This is a genomic window from Oleiphilus sp. HI0132 (genome assembly GCF_001635845.1).
Genome location: NZ_LWGJ01000722.1, coordinates 1 through 659, shown reverse-complemented (window position 1 = coordinate 659; position 659 = coordinate 1). Strand labels below are relative to the sequence as shown.

Genomic DNA, 659 nt, shown 5'->3' with positions numbered 1-659 from the left:
GCGGTTTTCTTTATTACCGGTTTTCCAATTGCTTACTACTCAGCTAAACACGGTTTAGACATTGATCTTTTGACGCGAGGTGCCGGGTTTGGCTACTTAGGCTCCACAGTCACGTCACTTATTTATGCTTCGTTTACTTTTATCTTCTTTGCGATTGAAGCCGCTATTCTCGCATCGGCTTTACATGCCTTGCTGGGTATTCCGCTATCGATCGGGTATTTCATTTGCGCTGTGGCGGTTATCCCTATTGTGATCCGGGGGATTACCACTATTTCGCGTTTTCAAGTCGGGACGCAAACTCTGTGGTTACTATTACAAATCGCGGCAATCGCTACCGTGATCATTGGCAAATAACGCGGCCTGTTGATGCGCGCGCGCAATGATGTCTTCACGCTCAAGGTGGTAATAGGCTAAAAATCGGCTCAACGCGATCTCGCCTTTTAATGGGCTAGCTAAATGCGCAATACCCCACCAATGGAGCGCATGCTTCATGTCGCGCCAGCGCGTTGTCACTTTTTGTTTAATGCTGTGCATGGCAACACCTCACACGCATTACGGCCACCGTTATTTGAGCATAGCAGGTCAATACCGCAAGTAAACGTGCACCGCTTCGCTAATTTTTCCACACAAAGGGGGCCACGCGGCTAACGGTAAAACGA

General features: G+C 48.6%; 1 protein-coding gene and 1 pseudogene. One reads left to right on the top strand and one right to left on the bottom strand.

What is annotated here, in order from left to right; all coding sequences use genetic code 11:
* Positions 1-342, top strand: a pseudogene (locus A3766_RS30745) (hybrid sensor histidine kinase/response regulator); the annotation flags it as partial.
* Here A3766_RS30745 and A3766_RS29510 read toward each other — a convergent pair.
* On the bottom strand, positions 313-534 hold the full coding sequence (locus tag A3766_RS29510) for a hypothetical protein (RefSeq protein ID WP_068510533.1): 222 nt from the start codon (positions 532-534) through the stop codon (positions 313-315). The pseudogene A3766_RS30745 and the gene A3766_RS29510 sit on opposite strands and share 30 nt — an antisense overlap.
* Positions 535-659 lie beyond the last annotated feature (125 nt).

Excerpts from the sequence above, each read along its gene's own strand:
- A3766_RS29510 (WP_068510533.1), bottom strand. The coding sequence starts at position 534 with ATGCACAGCATTAAACAAAAAGTGACAACGCGCTGGCGCGACATGAAG.